Below are 19211 nucleotides of genomic sequence, written 5' to 3'. Positions count from 1 at the left end.
GGGAGATGATAAGGAGAATGATCCCCCTGTCAATCAGCTACCATAGAGTCATTTTGATATTATTGTGATCACGTCCGATTTTTTTGTATACACATTGGCTGAAGACCAGAAGAGGGCCGATACGACGAGGACGATTTCGCCAAACAGGGCAAGATTCCAAGACAGATGGAGAAGCTTTGGCCCCATGATAGTGGCCAGTCCTGCCGCCCCGACAATCAGCTACAATCTGGAGTTGACTCCAAGTCAAGCTTTTGTGGGGGTGGTAGATTATGGAGGTTTTTATAGCAGCTCAAAACTATTGACATCGTTTTCACAAAGCAGTATAGTATGAGTACAAAGTCATATCAGGATTGTTACTGACTCGATCAGGCATTACCTATGTTAAAAGCACAAAGGTTCACTGTGTGTTTTTAAGATAGGATTTTGTTGTTTTAGGGGATATGGAGGACGTTCCATGAAATTTTCAAAGGCATTCAATAACAACGTAGCATTGGTAGAGGATTCATCAGGGACTGAATGGATTGTGATGGGGACGGGCGTAGGGTTCCAAAGGAAAAAGGGAGATCCCATTCCCGAAGAGAATATCCGGCGCAAATTCGTCGCAGAACAGTCATCGACCCGCAGACCATTGATGCAGGTGTTGGATGAAATTGATTCCGAGGTCCTCGATGTTTCAGTGGAAATCATCAAGAATGCAGAGGCGGAGCTTGGGGTCACATTCAATAATAATATTTACCTTACCCTCGCCGATCACCTGAATTTCGCCGTCAAACGGGCGAATGAACGGGTGGACTATCCCGATACGAACCGGTGGGAAGTGAAGAATCTTTATCCGAAGGAATACGCAGCGGCGAAAAATGCCATCCGGCAGGTGTTCGACAGGTTGGATGTGCTGCTTCCGAAGAGTGAAGAAACCTTCATCACCTATCATTTTGTCAACGGGCAGCAGGAACGCAAAACCGATATCGAAGAAACACTCAAGATGACAGAAGTGATTAACCGGATCATCGAGATCGTCCAGTATCACTTCCAGGTGAAGCTTGATGAGGATTCCCTCAATTACACCCGCTTCATCACGCATCTGCGCTACTTCTTCATCCGGCAGTTCAAACAGGAACAGGGCGACCCCGAGGAAGTCGATGTCACCTTACTTGAGGTCGTGAAGAACAAATATGAGAAAGCCTACCGGGCAGTGGAGAAAATCTCCCATCTGCTCCTCAAGCAGTACGGCTGGACGCTGTCCTCGAATGAGATCCTGTATCTCACGCTTCACGTGTGGCGCGTCACCAACCAATCAGCTAAATAGTTTCATGGTGGATTGTTACTGATTCGATCAGGCATTACCCAAATGGATTCGGCCAAAGAGCCAATTCCGTTTGGGTATTTTTTTTGGACAAAAAGGGGGAACGAATGATGGCAAAGAAGTATAGAGAATTGGCCGAACAAGTAGTTGAAAACATCGGAGGCGGAGGGAACGTCGATCAGGCGTGGCACTGTGTCACCCGGCTCCGCTTCAATCTTCATGACAAAGAAAAGGTCAATATCGATACGATCAAATCAATCGACGGGGTGCTTGGCGCCCAGTTCTCAGGTGATCAGTTCCAGGTGATCATCGGGAATACGGTCTCGGATGTTTTCGAGGAGGTCGAGCCGCTTGTGGGCGGATCCGGGGGTGCTCCGGAAGGCAAAGGGCAAAAGCAAGGTGCGTTGTCTGCTGTCATGGACTTCATTTCCGGTATCTTCACTCCGATCCTGCCGGCCCTTGCCGGTGCGGGGTTACTGAAAGGGTTCCTGGCCCTGTTTGTTACAGTCGGATGGCTGAAGGATACCGGAGATACGTATGCCGTCCTTAATGCCATAGGAGACAGCGTGTTTTATTTCATGCCGTTCTTCCTGGCCGTATCGGCAGCCCGCAAGCTGAAGACCAATGAATACCTGGCTCTTGCCGTGGCCGGAACGCTTATGTACCCGACGTTTATGAATGCAGCCAACGGTTTTACCGACGCGAAAAGCTTCACCTTGTTCGGTGCAGATTTCATCTCGATTCCTGTATTGAGCTATGCATCAAGCGTCGTACCAATCATCCTCGGCGTCATTCTGCTAAAGTACGTGTACAACTTAGTGAAAAAAGTGATTCCATCGGTCATTTCACTTATGTTCTCATCGATGATCACTTTGTTGATTGTTATGCCTCTTACCCTCTGGGTGATCGGCCCGCTTGGAACCAACCTAGGAAACGGCTTATCTGATATCTTCCTGTGGCTCTTCACACATGCAGGTCCTGTCGCCGGAGCCCTTATGGCTGGGTTGATGCCGTTGATCATCATGACCGGAATGCACTATGCATTCGTTCCAATTGCCATCCAAAATTTGAACCTATACGGCAATGACGCTGTCCTACAGCCGATGATGTTCATCAGCAACCTTGGACAGGCCGGCTCCGCATTCGGTGTGGCTGTACGTACTAAGAATAAAGCACTTCGTCAAATGGCAATCTCGGCAGGGATCTCCGCCACTATCGGAATCACCGAGCCGGCCATGTACGGGGTCAATATGAAACTGAAAAAGCCATTTGTATACGCGTTGGGTTCCAGTGCCGTCCTTGGGGCGTTTGCCGGCTGGTACGGATTCAAAGCCTTCGCACTCGGCGGACTTGTGGGGGTATTCTCCCTCCCGGTCTTCGCAGATCCGAGTGGTGCATCGGCTGCGATCATCATTGCCATCATCCTGTTCGTCCTTTCGCTTCTCCTTCCGTTCATCCTTGTCCTGATCCTTGGGTTCGAGGATATCCCGGAAGACGGTACGACGGTAAAAGCAGATAGTGAGCCGAAACAACCGATTGCTACTGATAAACAGGGAAGCATCCAGTCTCCTCTTGAAGGAACCATTGTTCCACTGAAAGACGTATCCGACGCGACCTTTGCCGAAGAGATCATGGGAAAAGGGATTGCGATTGAACCATCTGTCAACCGTATTGTGGCGCCGATCAGCGGGACGATCATGGTCCTTGCCGACTCGAAGCATGCCATCGGGATCAAGGGGGACAACGGGGAAGAAATCCTCATCCACATCGGGATCGATACGGTTTCCTTGAAGGGTGAGAACTTCAAGGCCCATGTCGCTACGAATGACCGGATCGAAGCCGGACAGGTACTCGTCGAGTTTGATCGTGATGCCATCAAGGAAGCGGGTCTGGAGGCCGTCACCATGGTGATCATCACCAACACCGCCGATTATCTCGATGTGCTGCCGCTGAACGAATCCGGACCGATCTTTGAAGGGGAACAACTGCTGACATTAGTGAAGTAAGTATCGCTTGGAGGCTGCAGAGCAGCAGTCTCCAAAGCATTCCATTATAGAAAGGGACGATGAAACATGACGAAAACAATAACAGGATTCAAACCTGACTTCCTATGGGGCGGAGCGACAGCTGCGAATCAGGTGGAAGGAGCCTACGATCTTGATGGTAAAGGTCTTTCGACAGCTGATATGGTCCCTTATATCCCGAAGGAAAAGCGCGGACTCAACGTAAAAATGGACGTGACTTCCCAATACATCGAGGATGTCCTTGCGGGTAAAATCGACGATCGTTTCCCGAAACGTGACGGAATCGACTTTTATCACCGCTATAAAGAAGATATCGCTTTGTTTGCCGAGCTTGGCTTTAAAGTATTCCGCCTTTCCATCAACTGGGCGAGGATCTTCCCGAACGGCAACGATGCCGAGCCGAATGAAGCAGGCCTTCAATTTTATGAGAACGTCTTTAAGGAACTGAAGAAGTATGATATTGAGCCGCTCGTGACCCTGTCCCACTATGAGACACCACTAGAACTTACGCGCAAATTTAACGGCTGGTACAGCCGCGAAGTCATCGACTTCTACGTCCGCTACGCCGAAACGGTGTTCACCCGCTATAAGGACTACGTGAAATACTGGCTGACGTTCAATGAAATCAACGTGATCACACACAGCCCGTACACCGGTGGAGGGGTCCTCATCGATCGCCTCCCTGAGAAAACAAGCGATCAGATTGCCTACCAGGCTGCCCACCACCAATTCGTGGCAAGCGCATTGGTGACGAAGCTTGCCCATGAGATCATACCGGGTGCACAGGTGGGTTGTATGCTTGCCCGCATGCAGACATATCCTGTCACGAATCATCCGGATGATGTCTTGAAGGCACAGCGCATGAACGACCTCAATCTGTTCTTCACCGATGTCCATGCCAAAGGGGAGTACCCGTCCTTCATGAACCGATATTTCGCTGAAAACGGCATTGAAGTCATCAAGGAAAGAGGCGACGACGAGATCCTGAAACAGTATCCGGTAGATTTCATCTCGTTCAGTTATTACATGTCCATTTCCGTGACAACCCACGGTGAATTCGAAGCAACGGCCGGCAATCTAGTCGAGGGTGCAGTGAAGAACCAATACCTTGAGTCATCCGACTGGGGATGGCAGATCGATCCGAAAGGCCTCCGCGTGGCTCTTCAGGACTTCCAAACCCGCTACGGCAAACCGCTTTTCGTCGTGGAAAATGGTCTTGGAGCTTACGACACGGTTGAAGAGGATGGTTCCATCCACGATCCGTACCGCATCGACTACCTTCGTCAGCATATCGAGCAGATGAAGGAAGCCGTGAAGGACGGTGTCGACCTCATGGGCTACACCGCTTGGGGACCGATCGACCTTGTGAGCATGTCGACTTCGGAAATGTCCAAACGCTACGGGTTCATCTATGTGGATCAAGATGATGACGGAAACGGTACCCTGAACCGTTCCAAGAAAGACTCCTTCGCCTGGTATCAACAAGTGATTGAAACAAATGGTGAAGAACTATAATCCTTTCCGGACGGCAGATGACTCTGCCGTCTTCTTTTTGTGCATTCAATGAACACAAATACCTACTAGTAAATACCTAAAAAGATTGAATAATATTCCTTTTTGGCGTATTCTAGTCAATGGTTTAAAAATAGAGAGTAGAATGGGAGATTCAACATGAAAAAACTACTGTATGTATTGATGGCCGGTCTAGTTTTACTGACAAGTGCCTGTTCGATTGGGAGTTCACCTGATAAGGCAGTCGAAGCGCTTTATAAGGCCGCACTTAAAAACGACGAAGAAACCTATAATAAAATTGTCGGGGGTAACAGCGATCTTGTTGGTTCAATCGATATGGTTGCAGATATGGTCCGTGAGATGGGCGGGGTAGAGAAGTTGAACTTCGAAACCATCAAAAAAAAGAATCTGCTTAAAGAGATTGAGGAAGATTTAGATGAACAATACCAGAACCCATGGGAAGTCGTCATGGTAAGTCCAAAGAAATCTGAGGATGAGGACGAAGAAGTCGTGTTCTGGGTCATGGAGAAAGTCGACGGGGATTATCTCGTTGGGGAAGTCGACACCGACTATAAGGATGATGTATTAAAATAAGCGATTGCTTGTGTGCCACCGGACCGCCTCTGATCAGGAGCAGTCCGGTGGTTTTTCGTTTAGAGGCTACTCTTATCAGGAGAAATCTTTATATGTAAACCTGTTATAAAATTAAGTTGACATAAGTCTTCCCAGTGTCTATGATAAAACTATCAAATGACATAAAACAGGTGATCATCATATGAAAATCAGAGAAATGACATTAGTGGCGGTCTTCGCGGCCGTAATGGGCTCATTCGGGTTGATCCCGTCCATCGCCCTTAGCTTCACCCCGGTTCCCCTTACCCTTCAGACGATGGGTGTGCTCCTGTCGGGGGGTATCCTGGGGGCTAGACTGGGTTTCATGAGTCAGGCAGTCTTTCTTCTACTTGTCGCCGCGGGCGTACCCCTTCTATCTGGTGGACGCGGCGGACTCGGTGTTTTCGTCGGTCCGAGCGGAGGCTACATCATTTCATGGGCTGTCACGGCGTTTGTCATCGGCTATGTCCTGTCCCTTTTCAAAAAAGTGAAGTTCCATCATGTGCTGCTCGTCAATCTTACCGTCGGCATCTTCCTTATCTATCTGATCGGGATCCCGGTGCAGGCAATGGTCATGGGCATTTCGGTGATGGATACGGTGAAGGTCAGCCTTGCCTACATTCCGGGTGATATCATCAAGGCAGTGGTCGGGTCGATCCTCGTCTACAAGCTCCGTACCCATCCTGTCATCATGCGCTCATTGGGCTCGTTGAAACGGACAGGCAATCTATCGAAAACGGCTTAATCGAAAGGACACACTCGTGTCCTTTTTTGCTTTATAAAGAAGGAATCCGCCATCTATTCCACGAAAGGGTCAAAACAGACCATATAAAAGGAGAGAAACGATGACGACCATCACCAAGGCATATTCACAGCACGCAAAAATCAGAGCTGAAAAAACGGCCATCCATACAGAAGATAAAGACGTTACCTATCGCGAGTGGGCAGAAGCAGTCGAGCGAACAGCAGCTTGGCTACAATCCAGGGATTCATGCAATCGGACGATCGGTATCCTCCTGCCGAACGGGATCGACTTCCTGCAGTTTTTCGCAGGGGCAGCCATGGCAGGATGGAATGCCGTCCCCTATGATATGAAATGGAAGACGCCTGAACTGCAGAAGCGGGTGGCCCTCTCCAAACCTTCCATTATTGTCACGACTGAAAAATCCTTCAATTATTTGAACGAGGTATTCCCGGAGGTGAGAAAGGTTGGTGATTGCCTTCAAGAAATAGCGGTTACGCATGTCACAACCATCACACCACCTGGAGACAATCCTCCCTTCTATACAGGGTTCACCTCTGGAACGACAGGCAGTCCGAAGGCCTTCGTACGCTCCCATGATTCATGGGTGAAGAGCTTCGAGTGCAGTGTCCATGACTTCGGACTGGATGAAACGGTACATGCTCTCATACCGGGGTCCCTTTTCCACTCCCATTTCCTCTACGGAGCCATCAGTACGCTTCATCTTGGCGGAACGGTGTATCTTTTGAATAAATTCTCTCCAAGCCAGACGATGGAGTGGCTTGGGTCCTGTCCCATCACAGCCCTCTATGTAGTCCCGACGATGGTCGAAGCCTTCCTGAAAGACGGGCAGAGTGTGGAGAGGACATTCAAGCTTCTTTCATCAGGGGCAAAATGGACGGAGGAATCAAAAGCGAAAATCGGGATGATGTTCCCCGATATGGAAATGATCGAATTTTATGGAGCGGGTGAGTTGAGTTTTGTCTCCTTCCTAACGGGTCGAGACGGACAGTCCAAGACCTCGACTGTCGGAAAGCCGTGCCGGCATGTGGAAATCGAAATCCGTGATCGCAGCGGAGGGGTCATCACCTCTCCTGATGAGGTCGGGAAGATCCATGTCCGGAGTCCATTCCTGATCGATGGCTACTATGAAGAGGAAGACGGGACGATTGAAGGGATAAGGGATAAAGACGGGTGGGCAACGGTCCATGATATGGGCAAGATTGATAAGGACGGGTTCCTGACCATTGAAGGACGGGAGAAAAACATGATCATGTACGGGGGCATCAATCTCTTTCCGGAAGAGATTGAAACGGTCCTTGCCCGCCATCCGGGGGTGGAAGAAGTCGCCGTCATCGGGATGCCCGACACCTACTGGGGACAGATCGCCGTCGCGGTGGTAGTTGGACACGCGGAGAAACTTGAATTGAAGCGTTTCTGCAAAGAGCATCTTGCTGGATACAAAATACCCAGGCGGTGGCTCTTCGTCCCTTCCCTCCCTTATACGACGAGCGGAAAAGTAGCCAGGGCTGAGCTCCGAAGACAGATGGAGTCTCGCGTATGAAACGGTCCGTGATCGTCCAGGCGAAGCGAACCCCGATTGGAAAGGCCGGAGGAATCTTGAAGGGGCTGGAGGTCCATGACTTGGCGGCTCCCCTCATCCGTCATCTCGCCGGAGGTGCCAAGGTCCCCATTCGTGATGTCATCCTCGGAAACGTCGTTGGTCCAGGTGGCAATGTGGCGCGTCTGGCAAGTCTCGAAGCGGGTATCCCACTTGCTGTACCGGGAATGACCATCGACCGGCAGTGCAGTGCAGGATTGGAGGCGATCCGCCTTGCTTGTCACCTTATCCAGGGAGGGGCTGGGGATGCATACATTGCAGGTGGAGCAGAAAGCGTCAGCACCTCACCGTTCCCAAGACGCGCCCGGTTTTCACCGGATGAAATTGGGGACCCGAAGATGCCGGAAGCAGCCGAGCTGGTGGCCGAGCGGTTCTTCATTACGAAGGAAGCCCAGGATGAGTATGCCCTCCTCAGTTTTGATCGGAGCTGGCGTGCCCATGAGGATGGCATGGTTCATCGGGAAATCCTTCCCCTTCCCGATGTGGATACAGACGAAGAGCTGATGAAAAAGAGGAATCTTCCTGCGTTGTTGAAGAGGGCCAGACCCCTCATCAAACCGGGAGGCACCGTTACGGCCGCGAATAGCTGCGGGGTTCACGACGGGGCAGCGGCAGTCCTGGTGATGGAAGAGTTCCTTGCGGTGAAGAACGGATTAAAGCCCATTCTTCGTTTTGTGGACAGTGAAGTGGTGGGGGTTCATCCCCACTTTCCAGGCGCAGGACCGATCCCGGCGATCATGGGAATCCTCGAGCGGAATCAGCTTACAATGGACGACATCGGTTTGGTCGAAATCAATGAAGCGTTCGCCTCCAAGATTGTCGCATGCGCCACGGAGCTCTCTATCCCTTATGAAAGATTGAATGTTTCGGGCGGTGCTTTGACGATCGGTCATCCATATGGTGCCTCTGGAAGCATCATGGTGACGAGGCTTTTTTATGAGGTGCAGAGACGGAACGGTGTCCGCTTCGTGTTAGCGGCCATTGGAAGCGGGGGAGGAATTGGGTTGGCGGTATTGTTCGAGGTTGTTTAATGGGCGGGAATCACAAGGGATCAAGCAGCAGGTGTAAGGCGTGGTTTCACTACTTTTGTGAATAACCCCCGTACAAGTGGCCCCATGATGAGTAGCTGTAGCGGCAAGGCCATGATGACATTCTTCCCGGCAATCATGAGGTAGGCTGTGAAGAGGTTTTCTACCTCCAACCCGTGAGCGAAGACGGCTGTCACAAGTCCGAAGAGCGACATGAAGAGAACCATTCCAATGACCATGCAGGATGACATGGCGAGGATCATGTTGATTTTTTTCGAACGGTCGATGGGGAGGCTGAACGCAATCTTCCTGGCCAGGGGTCCGACAACGGCGATATCCAGTACTAGGGCAATGACGAGTCCTATGACGATTTCGACCACGGAGAACATGGAGAAGTCTTGAATGGTGCCGTTAATGACAGCGTTATAAAGTGACATGACGATGACCATTCCGAAGCACATCATCACCCCGAATATAAGACCTTCTTTTTTAGAGTTTGGCATATTGATCATTCCTTCATTTGTAATGAAGCTAAGGATACCAAGGAAGGTTCTTCTTTCGTAAGTGACAGATTTGTGAACAATTTAATCAACGAAAAAGAGCATCCCGGGTGGAATGCTCTTTTTTCGTGGTCAAAGGAATGTATCGATGATCAAGTACCCGTTCAGGAGGATGACGATTCCGCAGATGATCCAGGCAATGGTGGTGGTCACCTTGTGATTCTGCAGTTCGCCCATGAGCTCCTTGTTGCTGGTGAACATGATGAGGGGGACAAGGGCGAAGGCGATACCGAATGACAGGATCACCTGACTGACGACGAGGGCCTTGGTTGCATTGACGCCGGAGATGATGATGATCAGCGGCGGAAACATCGTGATTGCCCGTCGCAGGTAGAGATTAATGTGCCTGCGTATGAAGCCTTGCATGACGACATCACCTGTCATCGTTCCGACGGAGGAGCTGGAAAGGCCGGCGATCAGAAGGCCCAGGCCGAACAGGATGGCGGTGAATGAACCAAGGTTGGACCCGAGTTCGTTGAACATGACCGTCAAATCCTCAATCCGCATGCCCTTCTCGAAGAAGAGGGCTGCTGCGATGATGAGCATGCTCATGTTGATGGCACCGGCTACGATCATGGCAATGACGATATCGATGAATTCAAAGCGGAAGATCTGTTTCTTTTCCTTTTCCGAACGTCCGACGATGCGCTTGTTCGTCAGAGCGGAATGAAGGTAGATTGCGTGGGGCATGACGGTGGCCCCCAGGATTCCTGCGGAAAGGATGATGCTCTCTGTCCCCTCAAAGGATGGCGTCACGATCCCCATACCGACGGCTGCCCAGTCCGGTTGGGCGAAAAATGTCTGCAGGGCGAATGCAAGGACGACCATGATGACCATGGCGGAGATCGTCGTCTCGAACGCCCGGTATCCCCTGCGTTGCATTTCCAGGATGGCAAAAGAGGCGACGGCCGTAATGATGGCCGACGGCACCATGCCAATCCCAAAGATGAGATGGAGACCCAGGGCGGCACCGATGAATTCGGCAAGGTCGGTGGCGATGATGACGAGTTCGCTCTGGAACCAGAGGAAGATCGATGTTTTCTTGGAGAACCGGTCCCTCGCAACTTCAGGAAGATTCCGCCCTGTAGCGATGCCGAGCTTTGCTGATAAAGATTGAATGAGTACGGCCATTAAATTGGAAAAGGCGATGACCCACAGCAGCTGATAGCCGTAAGTGGATCCTGCTGCGATGTTGGTCGCAAAGTTCCCTGGATCGATATAGGCGACGGCTGCGATGAAGGCGGGTCCAAGGAATGGCAGGATCCTCTTCCAACCTTTTACATCCCCTCTCAGGACGGCTTCTGCCGCAGACGTGGTTTTTGTTGACTGCTTCATTTATGTTCACCTGCTTCATGATAGTTAGTTAAAGGTTAAAAAGTTTCCTTAGGTCAAACTTAACGTCATTATATTCCTGTCACCTGAAATTGTAAACCATGAAACCCTGCCTTTAACGAAAGAAAGATGACTTTATTTTTCCACAACCTTGCCCATAAGAAACGTGTTCCTGCCCACTTAATGAAAAACAGCCCAAGTCGATTTCCGACTTGGGCTGTTGTGGTGGTTCATCCGTGGATGGGAAATTTCCCAGTTAGATGCGTTGCCGAGAGTGTCTTCCTCCTGACGAAGAAGAAAAGCAAGGCCGTCATCGTCAGTTCTGCAAATGGCAAGGCGAGCCATACTCCGGTTGATCCCATCAGAGCAGGCAGGAGCAATAGGAATGTGACAAGGAAAATGAATCCCCTCAAGAGGATGATCAGGGAAGACGCCCCGATCTGCCCCGTCGCCTGGAAGTAGGTCATATAGACAAAGTTGAACCCAAGGAAGAAGTATCCCAGGAAGAAGAGGCGGAGTCCTTGTATGGCCATGGTTCGGACTTCCTCCGATTCGATGCCGAACAGGGATACTAGGAGTGGCGCTGCCACCAATCCGATACCAGTCAATCCGATTCCGAGAATCAGTGCGGCTTTTTCCCCGATCCTCACGCTGTCCTTGATGCGCCCTGTTTCCCGGGCTCCGTGATAGAAGCTGATCATGGGCTGCAGGGCGGCTTCGATCCCGAAGAAGGTGATGAACATGAAGCTATGAAGGTAATTGATGACGGAGAAAGCGGCCACCCCATCTGTCCCCAGGAGGTGGACGATCGTCACATTGTAGCCTGCCACGAAAACGAACATCCCCATCTCAGCCAGCAGGCTCGGGAACCCGATGGAGAAGATACGAAGAAGTCGCTGGAGGCTCCATGCAAATGCCGGCTTCCGCAGGGAGCTTTCTTTTTTCATAAAATGGGACAGGAGGATCAGGACGCCGACTGCTCCCCCTGTGACCGTGGAGACGGCAGCACCCGTCACCCCAAGTCCCCAGACGAAAATCGTCAGGTAGTTCATGCCGATGTTGACCAGCGCCATGACGACCAGTGAGATCATGGAAAGAATGGGGCTTCCGTCATTCCGGACAAAGATGCTCAGCACCTGTTCAAGGGCAATGATCCAACCGAATAGGAACATGACGCTCAAGTATTCATGAGCGAAAGGGGCTGTATCCGAATTTGCTCCAAGCAAGCTACCCACAGCCTCCATATTCACGTATCCCATGAACCCGAGAAGAGCGAGCAGGGTAATGACGGCGATGACGGAAAGACTGAAGAAACTTCCTGCTGCATGATGGTCAGAGCGTCCCAGGTGCATGGAGTAAAGCGTCCCGCCCCCCATCCCGATCCAGAGTGCAATGGCGAAGATGAGGGAGAATACAGGAAGGGCCACATTGACGCCCGCAAGTGCAATCTCACCGACGCCGTGGCCGATGAAGATGCCGTCGATCAGGATATTGACGGCCATGACCATCAGGCCGAACATGGACGGGAAGAAGTACCGCAGGAATACTTTCTTCACCGGTTGCTTTAGAAATAGACTGTCTGTCGTTTCCATGATGAATGGACCTCCATTGATGGTGATAGAAGTCATTGTAAACGTTCAAGCAGCTTGAAGGTCAATCATCATTTTTTCACGGGAACCTGGATCATGGTCAGGTAGTCGTTCTCATCCTTGACTACAGATTCATCAAGGATATAGAGTTCGATTGCCTCCCCGTCGACATGGTAGCCGTGAGTATGGATGTGGTCGAGTACGTGCAGGTGGGCTTCTTTTATATCTTCATAAGGCCCCTTATAGGGATAGCAGGCGTACAGACCTCCTCTCAGGAAGTGGGGCGAGGCATGGTCTTCATTCAAGTCGAAGATGCGGCTATATTTCACCGGCCCTGCTTCATGCAAGCTCGGATAATCGACGACAAAGCCGAGGTCCCCAGTGAAAAATCCATCGTAGACGTGGGACATCTGGGAGATCCTCTCCATATCGCTCAAATGGATCTCATCCATCTTTTCGATCATATCTACGGGTCCTTCATTGTAGTAGTATGTGATGAAACGGGCGCTGAATTCCTTGATGGTGACAGTCGTCTCCCTCAGCAGGGACAGTCCTTCTTCAATGGTGGTGATCTTGTTCTGGATCTTGCGGGATATGATCTCCAGGTCCCGGATCTCCTGTCTGGTCTCCTCCAGTTTCCGTTGAAGAAGGTCGAGGGTCCCCTCGGGCGATCGCTTCTCCAGCTGTTCTTTGATATCCTTGATGGCAAACCCGTTCTTCCTCAGGAAGATGATGGCATCCAGCGTGGCAAACTGCTCGACGCCATAGTAGCGGTATTGATTCTGTTCGTCTGTATATTTAGGGCTGAATAAACCAATCTCGTCATAATAGCGAAGCGTCGGTTTTGATAATTTAAAGAGTTTGGATATTTCTCCGATCTTCAATCGTTTTCTCATGGTCCCTCACCTTTACATAGAAATCGTTTTTACCATTCTACCCCAAAAGCAAGCAATGGGAGGAATATGGAGTATGAAACGCGAATACAGCTCTTAAGAATGGCAGCTTTGGAATGCAACCACAGGTTGCGGACGTTCAACCAATGGCTTCTTCCGGGGGCGTGAGCGTGGGATTATACTGAAGCCATACTAATGAACAGGTGGTCGATAGGCATGGAACTGGCAGGGAATTTAAAACGTAAGCGTGAAGAGTGCAGGCTGTCCCAGGATGACGTGGCTTCAAAGCTGAATATCTCAAGGCAGTCGATATCGAAGTGGGAAACGGGCAAATGCTACCCCGATCTGGATAATCTGATCCTTTTGAGCGATCTGTATAAGATATCACTTGATGAATTGATCAAAGGGGATAAAAGCTTTCAGGAGAGGATCATCATCAGGGAAACGGGGAGTGTAAGGAGAATGTGGCCCTGGTGGGTGATCTTTCCTGCCTTCGGTATGCTCTATGGACTGGTGTCGATGATTCTAAATCGTCTTTGATCCTCCATGTGTGATTCCGGTACCGCCCAGTGGATGGGGGACTCCCCAATCCGTTATACTGAATAAAATGGAAAGACAGGCGGAGGTGAAATCATGGAACAGTTTGTCAGTCCCGGCAAGGTAGTGGCTTCAGCCGGGGCATTCATCTTCGGGGGAATTGCCTTGAATCTGCTTCTCCATCCATTGGGCTCGCACGAGATGAAGGGATTCCTTCTCTTCCTGGTTGTAGGAGCCGTCCTTTATTATGGCCTGCTCGCGTTGCATCGCATCAACAGGATGATAACAATGGCCCTGTTAGGATTGATCGGAATCGGGAGCATGGTGACGGCCGTGTACCTTCTGCTTCATCCGGTGGCTCATTAGACGGTTAATCGCCACACATAAAAAGGAATCCCGCCTCCTCAGGCTTGGGATTCCTTTTTGTAATGTTCCCCGTCAACTTGCCAGGGACGACTGGGCACTCCGGTCGTTTTTCTGTATCTTCCGGTAAACGAGTGCGACGATGAACGAAGGGATGGTGCAGACGATCATCCCCAAAAACGCGTAACGCGGGTCGATTTCGTACAGAAATCCCCCAAACAGTGTGAAGACGGCGGTGCTCCAGCTGAGGGCGAGGGCGGAATAGATGCCCTGCGCCTTCGGGACGTCCTTCGGTGCGATGTTCTTGATCAGATACTGCATGAACGCATAGTGTCCCATGGCAAATGAGCAGGCGTGCAGAAGCTGCGAAACCGAGAACACGGCGACGCTCGGGAAGGCGAATACAAGGAGCCAGCGGATGGTCGAACCAAGTGCGGCCGTTGCAAGCATCGTCCCGACAGACACGTTCCGGAATAAGCGGTCTGCCACGAGGAAGAACAGGATCTCAGCGATGACTCCGATGTTCATGATGGCCCCGATCCAGGACTTGGGTGCATCGATTTCCTGAAGGAAGATGTAACCGTAGTTGTAGTAAGACGCATGGGCCGCTTGCAGCAGGATGACGATGACAAGGACAAGGCCGAAGTGTTTCACCTTGAACAGCTTGAGCATGGCGCCTCGGTCGGCAGGTAACGGCTTAGGCTTATTAGACAGGACGTCTGGAGCCTTCAGCATCCCGAGTCCGATCAACAGGAACAGCCCGATCAATAAGGCCCATATGATGACCCCATCTCCAAGCTTACTTGTGAACAGCGTGAGGATCAGTCCACCGATGACGAAGCCTAGGGACCCCCAGGAGCGGCTTTTTCCGTAATGCTTCAGCTGTTTGTTCTGTACAAGGACACCAGCCGCGGTGTCGAGTGCAGGCATGAGCGTAGGATAGAAGAAGTGCAGCAGTAGGACAACCGCCATGAGGGTCCAGTAGGAACTTGCCGGGATGCAGAGAAGGATGGCCAGGAAGGTCCCGATCCCCATGCCGTTCAAGAGCATCTTGCTACTGAATTTAGAAGAAAGGTAGGGAAAAGCGAACAGGGTCGAGAGTCCGCGGATGACGAGCCCGAGACTCATGATCAAGCTTGCCTCTGCAACCGATACCCCCTTTGAATTGATCATCCAGCCCGTCCAATACGGCAGGAAGATTCCCCATGTAAGATAAAAAGTGAAAAATTGTCTACTCATCCAGCGTTGTGTATTCATGTCGATTCCTCCATTTGATTGCATCATACCAAGGAGAGCGGCAAAAAAATATGAGAAATCTCACATTTTGAGAAAAACACGTCTTTCCACCCCCTTACGACTATGGTAGATTTTAGATATTATAACTGGAGGTGGGAAGAATCGACTTCATCCTTGATACGTTAGTGGGAGTTGGACTCGTATTTTTGATCCTGATCACCTTTCTTCTTTATACATTGTGGAGAAAAGGAGGGTAAGTGCCATGAAGAAAATCACAGGTGCGCAAAGACAAAGCATCATGAAACGTCATTCCATAGGGTCCTTCTTTTCCTTTCCCATGGACAGGCATCTGGAAGTCCACGTGTTTGAGCGGGATGAGTGGCTGATCCGGGAAGGGACAAGGCCCGACTATTTTTATTATGTGATCGAAGGAAAGGCGAAAATCTATGTGACGTATTCCAACGGAAAAGTCTCCCTGATCAACTTTGTGAATGCCCATGACTTCATCGGTGAGATGGAGCTTGTGAACGAAGTATATTATTCCAAAGGGATCCAGGCACTTACAAGAACGGTCTGCTATGCTGTTCCATTCGAATCATTCCGTGATCAACTGCTAGAAGACGCCACGTTCTTGAGGGAGTTGACCAAGTTCCTTACGCTGAAGGCGACGGCCATGTCGGCCAAGTATTCTCAAACCCTGTCATTTCCACTTGAGAATCGATTGGCCGATTTCATCCTCCAGACGGCGGATGGTACCATCTATAAAGAGAAGCATGTGACGGTCTGCGATTTCCTTGGTGTTTCCTACAGACATCTCCTTCATGTGCTCTCATCCTTTACACAAAAAGGATACATCAGGAAAGAAGGCACCCGTTACATCATCACCGATGCCAGGGCACTTGAGGTCCTGGCCGAACTTCTGAGAAATGAAAGCTGAAAGTAGGGAAAACGTTGATTCAATTACTCTTTTATTTTGTCATGGTCATGGTCGTGGCCTTGTTCCGCTATCTTGTCTTCGATGCATTCGATCCAGAACTGTTGGGAGCGGCCTTCCTATTTCCCGTCGCAGCCCTTATTCTGTACGTGTTGACCAAGCATATCGAAAAGAAGGAGCAGGCATATGTTCCGAAGGATGTGAAGGGGTGGAGCTTTTATCACCTTCAACGGTCCTTCGCCGCCCCTAAGCCTTTATTCAAAGGCGACCAAAAAAGGGGATATCTCAAACGGTATTACGAAAACAAACGCCGTTTCATCCTCGGGGAGATGGTCAGTTCCAACTGGTACGTATCCATGGAGATCAAGATTGACGAGGAGCTTTATCAGGTGAAATGGTATCGGGAACACAGGTTTTCCATGCAGGAACACTGGGAAATCGTGCGGGGCGGTGTGCCGATCGGGAAAGCCAAGACACTGGTGAATTCAAAGAGCGTAGGGAAACGGAAGCAAGTCATCGAGCTACAGATTGGAGAGCGGACGCTTCAAACGATCACAAACCCTGTCACCTCTATCATCTCAGTGACTTCAGGTACCGAATCGATCGGAACATTGAAGCGGAATCATGACGTGAGTAACGTTTCGGTCATGGAAGTGGGGACCGGGGATCACGAGGCACTGGTGGCCCTCATCCTTCATCATTTTTATTTCAAGTAAGGTTGTCGTGTAAGAAGGAGCGGAGAGATTCCTGCTCCTTTTCCTAATGAAAAAAAGTGAGTGAATATTCATTCATATGGTACAGTAGAGGAAAGAGAGATCACGGGGAGGGTTCTACGTGCTTTTTAAACAATATGCATGTGAGAGTGAACAATCAGGCGTACGATTGTTCGAATGTAGGCAAGAAGCATTCGGAGTCAAATTAAATTGCTATGCGTTTGCGGCAGGGAATGTCCTGATCGATACCGGGTCGCATTCCTTGCGTCATCATTTCCGACCGTTCATTGATGAAGTGAACCCTGAATTGGTCATGATCACGCATCATCATGAAGATCATACAGGGAACGCCTCCTATTGCAACAGCAAAGGAATCCCGGTCTTGATGAACCCTCTGTATCATAAGGAATGTACGGAAAAGGCAAACTACCCCTTTTACAGACGGATGTTCTGGGGTAAGCGTCCTGCATTCCAATCAGAAGCGCTGCCTGAAGTCATCCATTCCGGGCGGGATGTGTTCAAGGTCATCTCCACTCCGGGACATGCAGCCGATCACGTTTCATTCCTGAATGAGTCAACCGGGCACCTATTCTCGGGGGATCTCTACGTTTCTCCTAAAACGAAAATTGTATTGCGGGAAGAAAGCATACCTGCCATCATCCGCTCAATCAGAGAAATTCTCACGTATGACTTCGACGAGATGTTCTGCTGTCATGCAGGCTATGTGAAGAATGGGAAAAAAGCCATGAAGCTTAAGCTTGAGTACTTAACAAAAATTAAGGAAAAGGTGACGGCCCTGCATCATGAAGGCCTTGGAGTCAATGAGATTCAACAGACTATGTTCCCCAAAAAGTACCCGATCATGTCATTTTCCAGAGGAGAATGGGACTCCAAGCATATTGTTTCGTCCATTCTCGAAGAATTATAGAAACCGGAACGATCCCTTACCGATCATGCCGGTTCAGATTTACCAGAGGGGCTCTTTCTCTCCGCTCAGCTTTATGATGAAAGGGAAAAGCAGAATGGCCACCAAACTGATGAAGCCGAGGCTCATCATCCTCTGCGACTCGGCAGAAATGTATTGGGTGGTACCACAGTGGGGACAGCTTTTTCCTTCTTTGGAGAAACCAAGTTTCCAAAGATCTCGTCCCCTCCATTTATTCTGACAGTTTGTACAAGCAACCATGTTGTTCAACTCCTTTGCTCTTATTTACGGATGGACCACCATAAAGGTTTCATCGTGATATATCTCCAGCCGTCCTCTCAAGTAAGCGGGGCTTTTGCAACTGAATAAAGAATAAAAACGGGGACGAATCCAGTGCAGGTCTGCACCGGATTCGTCCCCGTTTGATTTATGCCACGATCATCATGATGATGACGACGGCCAGGATGGCAAGATACGCTTTTGAAAAGATTCCGTCAGGCAGTTTCTGTGCCCATTTTCTCCCGAATGGGACCCCTATGAATCCCCCAACCGTGAATCCGACGAGGGCAGGGAGGTAAATGAACCCGATGGTGGATGCGGGCATATGGTCTACCTGCAAACCTGAAACCAAGTAGCTGATTGCCCCTACAATGGCGATGGGGAGGCCGAGTGGGGTCGCCAGTGCGACAGCATTCAGCATCCGCATCCCTTGCTTCCGGAGGAACGGGATGGTCATGACGCTTCCACCGATGCCGAGGAGGGTGGAGATGAATCCGATCCCGGTACCGAAGACAGTCGCAGCCTTTTTTCCTGGAAGCTCAAAGTCATCGTCCTCCCGATCGGAGGTGAACGTCTTCTTCACCAGATTGCTGATCAGGATATAGGAGAGCAGGGCGATGAAGAGGTATCGTAGCACCTCGCTGTCGATGAAGATGGCCACGATGCCGCCGATGAGTGATCCGGCAGCAATGAACCCCGCGAGCTTCTTGAAGACAGACCACTTGATATTCCCTTTTCGGGAGTGATTATAGGTTGAGTTGAATGAGTTGATGATCATGACGGCAAGGGATGATCCGATGGCTGTGTGCATGAGGTATTCATGAGGGATCGTGTCGGGCAGGAATGCATACAGCACCGGTACCACGACGAAGCCTCCACCGAAACCGAACATACTTGAGAGAATCCCGATCAGGATCCCGATCAGGCCGAACATGATAAGAGAAACGGTCATGTTGACACCTTCCTTGTTGGATTGAGGCAGCTTTATCTTTTTAGGATACGCTACTT

General features: G+C 50.3%; 20 protein-coding genes. 12 read left to right on the top strand and 8 right to left on the bottom strand.

Going from position 1 to position 19211, the window contains the following annotated elements; all coding sequences use genetic code 11:
- Positions 1 to 48: 48 nt before the first annotated feature.
- Positions 49 to 186, bottom strand: coding sequence for a hypothetical protein (locus AF331_RS22660; RefSeq protein WP_160316605.1), 138 nt, complete (start codon positions 184 to 186; stop codon positions 49 to 51).
- 268 nt (positions 187 to 454) lie between these two features.
- On the opposite strand from AF331_RS22660, the gene AF331_RS20495 reads away from it, so the two are divergent.
- From AF331_RS20495 to AF331_RS20465, 7 genes are all read left to right on the top strand, one after another.
- Entirely contained in the window at positions 455 to 1306 is an 852-nt protein-coding gene (locus AF331_RS20495) for a PRD domain-containing protein (RefSeq protein ID WP_053429837.1), read from the top strand.
- Between the two features lie 107 nt (positions 1307 to 1413).
- Positions 1414 to 3309 (top strand): beta-glucoside-specific PTS transporter subunit IIABC, encoded by a 1896-nt coding sequence (locus AF331_RS20490; protein WP_053429836.1) that lies wholly within the window; start codon positions 1414 to 1416, stop codon positions 3307 to 3309.
- Between the two features lie 66 nt (positions 3310 to 3375).
- The gene (locus AF331_RS20485; protein WP_053429835.1) at positions 3376 to 4842 is read left to right on the top strand and encodes a glycoside hydrolase family 1 protein; all 1467 of its coding nucleotides are present in this window, start codon (positions 3376 to 3378) and stop codon (positions 4840 to 4842) included.
- Positions 4843 to 4998: 156 nt separating this feature from the next.
- Positions 4999 to 5433: a hypothetical protein gene (locus tag AF331_RS20480; RefSeq protein WP_053429834.1), complete on the top strand. Its 435-nt coding sequence runs from the start codon at positions 4999 to 5001 to the stop codon at positions 5431 to 5433.
- 181 nt (positions 5434 to 5614) lie between these two features.
- Entirely contained in the window at positions 5615 to 6196 is a 582-nt protein-coding gene (locus AF331_RS20475; protein ID WP_053429833.1) for a biotin transporter BioY, read from the top strand.
- A 100-nt stretch (positions 6197 to 6296) separates the two neighbouring features.
- Complete coding sequence (locus tag AF331_RS20470) at positions 6297 to 7757, top strand: AMP-binding protein (RefSeq protein ID WP_053429832.1); 1461 nt, start codon at positions 6297 to 6299, stop codon at positions 7755 to 7757.
- Entirely contained in the window at positions 7754 to 8845 is a 1092-nt protein-coding gene (locus AF331_RS20465) for an acetyl-CoA C-acyltransferase (RefSeq protein WP_053429831.1), read from the top strand. The genes AF331_RS20470 and AF331_RS20465 overlap by 4 nt, the downstream gene beginning before the upstream one ends.
- A gap of 20 nt (positions 8846 to 8865) precedes the next feature.
- Here the strand turns inward: AF331_RS20465 and AF331_RS20460 are convergent, their stop codons facing one another.
- The 4 genes from AF331_RS20460 to AF331_RS20445 form a co-directional block, all read right to left on the bottom strand.
- Entirely contained in the window at positions 8866 to 9345 is a 480-nt protein-coding gene (locus tag AF331_RS20460) for a hypothetical protein (protein WP_053429830.1), read from the bottom strand.
- Between the two features lie 129 nt (positions 9346 to 9474).
- Entirely contained in the window at positions 9475 to 10737 is a 1263-nt protein-coding gene (locus AF331_RS20455; protein WP_053429829.1) for an Nramp family divalent metal transporter, read from the bottom strand.
- 227 nt (positions 10738 to 10964) lie between these two features.
- Entirely contained in the window at positions 10965 to 12362 is a 1398-nt protein-coding gene (locus AF331_RS20450; protein WP_235576451.1) for an MATE family efflux transporter, read from the bottom strand.
- A gap of 32 nt (positions 12363 to 12394) precedes the next feature.
- Positions 12395 to 13219 carry a MerR family transcriptional regulator gene (locus AF331_RS20445; RefSeq protein ID WP_053429827.1) on the bottom strand — a complete coding sequence of 275 codons (825 nt, stop codon included), beginning with the start codon at positions 13217 to 13219 and terminating at the stop codon, positions 12395 to 12397.
- Positions 13220 to 13411: 192 nt separating this feature from the next.
- On the opposite strand from AF331_RS20445, the gene AF331_RS20440 reads away from it, so the two are divergent.
- Positions 13412 to 13756, top strand: coding sequence for a helix-turn-helix domain-containing protein (locus AF331_RS20440; protein ID WP_235576450.1), 345 nt, complete (start codon positions 13412 to 13414; stop codon positions 13754 to 13756).
- Positions 13757 to 13849: 93 nt separating this feature from the next.
- Positions 13850 to 14119 carry a hypothetical protein gene (locus AF331_RS20435; protein ID WP_053429825.1) on the top strand — a complete coding sequence of 90 codons (270 nt, stop codon included), beginning with the start codon at positions 13850 to 13852 and terminating at the stop codon, positions 14117 to 14119.
- Positions 14120 to 14191: 72 nt separating this feature from the next.
- Here the strand turns inward: AF331_RS20435 and AF331_RS20430 are convergent, their stop codons facing one another.
- Entirely contained in the window at positions 14192 to 15373 is a 1182-nt protein-coding gene (locus tag AF331_RS20430) for an MFS transporter (RefSeq protein WP_053429824.1), read from the bottom strand.
- 241 nt (positions 15374 to 15614) lie between these two features.
- Here AF331_RS20430 and yeiL point away from each other — a divergent pair, with 241 nt between their 5' ends.
- From yeiL to AF331_RS20415, 3 genes are all read left to right on the top strand, one after another.
- Entirely contained in the window at positions 15615 to 16289 is a 675-nt protein-coding gene (gene yeiL / locus AF331_RS20425; RefSeq protein WP_053429823.1) for a transcriptional regulator YeiL, read from the top strand.
- A 14-nt stretch (positions 16290 to 16303) separates the two neighbouring features.
- Positions 16304 to 17002 carry a hypothetical protein gene (locus tag AF331_RS20420; protein ID WP_053429822.1) on the top strand — a complete coding sequence of 233 codons (699 nt, stop codon included), beginning with the start codon at positions 16304 to 16306 and terminating at the stop codon, positions 17000 to 17002.
- A 118-nt stretch (positions 17003 to 17120) separates the two neighbouring features.
- A complete protein-coding gene (locus tag AF331_RS20415; RefSeq protein WP_053429821.1) occupies positions 17121 to 17927 on the top strand; it encodes an MBL fold metallo-hydrolase in 807 nt (268 codons plus the stop codon).
- A 39-nt stretch (positions 17928 to 17966) separates the two neighbouring features.
- On the opposite strand, the gene AF331_RS20410 is transcribed toward AF331_RS20415, so the two are convergent.
- Positions 17967 to 18185, bottom strand: coding sequence for a hypothetical protein (locus tag AF331_RS20410; protein WP_053429820.1), 219 nt, complete (start codon positions 18183 to 18185; stop codon positions 17967 to 17969).
- A gap of 166 nt (positions 18186 to 18351) precedes the next feature.
- On the bottom strand, positions 18352 to 19155 hold the full coding sequence (locus AF331_RS20405) for a sulfite exporter TauE/SafE family protein (protein WP_053429819.1): 804 nt from the start codon (positions 19153 to 19155) through the stop codon (positions 18352 to 18354).
- Positions 19156 to 19211 lie beyond the last annotated feature (56 nt).

It is taken from the genome of Rossellomorea marisflavi (assembly GCF_001274775.1).
Classification (GTDB): domain Bacteria; phylum Bacillota; class Bacilli; order Bacillales; family Bacillaceae_B; genus Rossellomorea; species Rossellomorea marisflavi.
The sequence above is the reverse complement of the archived record's forward strand: the minus strand, read 5'-3'. Positions and strand labels throughout refer to the sequence as shown.